The organism is Mesorhizobium sp. M00.F.Ca.ET.216.01.1.1 (assembly GCF_004010325.2).
In the GTDB taxonomy this organism is placed as follows: Bacteria; Pseudomonadota; Alphaproteobacteria; order Rhizobiales; family Rhizobiaceae; genus Mesorhizobium.
The window spans coordinates 1-472 of sequence record NZ_SADR02000117.1; the positions used below are offsets into that span (position 1 = coordinate 1).

At 62.7% G+C, this 472-nt stretch carries 1 protein-coding gene; it reads right to left on the reverse strand.

Features of this window, described 5'->3' with window-relative positions:
- Positions 1–174 precede the first annotated feature (174 nt).
- The coding region (locus EN859_RS35305; RefSeq protein ID WP_210237750.1) for a bile acid:sodium symporter at positions 175–472 on the reverse strand (298 nt) is incomplete at its 5' end.

A 472-nucleotide genomic window follows, 5' to 3' on the forward strand; every position in this document is an offset into this window, starting at 1 on the left:
CGCCGAGCAGGCTATTCGGTGTCTGGCTGAAATGCTCGACCAGATGGTCGATGAACGTGCGCACCTTGGCCGGCAAATGGCGACGGCTCGGGTATGCAATGTTGATCTCGACCTGCGGCAAACGGTAGTCGCCAAGCAGCCGCACCAGCCGGCCGCGCGTCATGTCGCGTCCAATCAGATAACTGGGCAGAATCGCGATGCCCATGCCGAGCAGGGGGAGCCACAGAAGATGATGGTGATCTGGTCCGCGCGGGAAAAGCCGAGCCGCTTGCTCACGAATATGGTGACAGTCAGCGCCAGCGCGAGCAGCACCACGCTGATGAGCAGGACGCCGCCCAGCGCGGAGAGCGGAATCTGATGCCACAGGCCTTCGGTTACCGATTCGCTGAAGGCGCCGTACACCACCAGCAGGATCGAGCCCTGGTCGACGAACTTCAGCACGCCGCGGTGCCGCTCGATCCATTTGCCGATG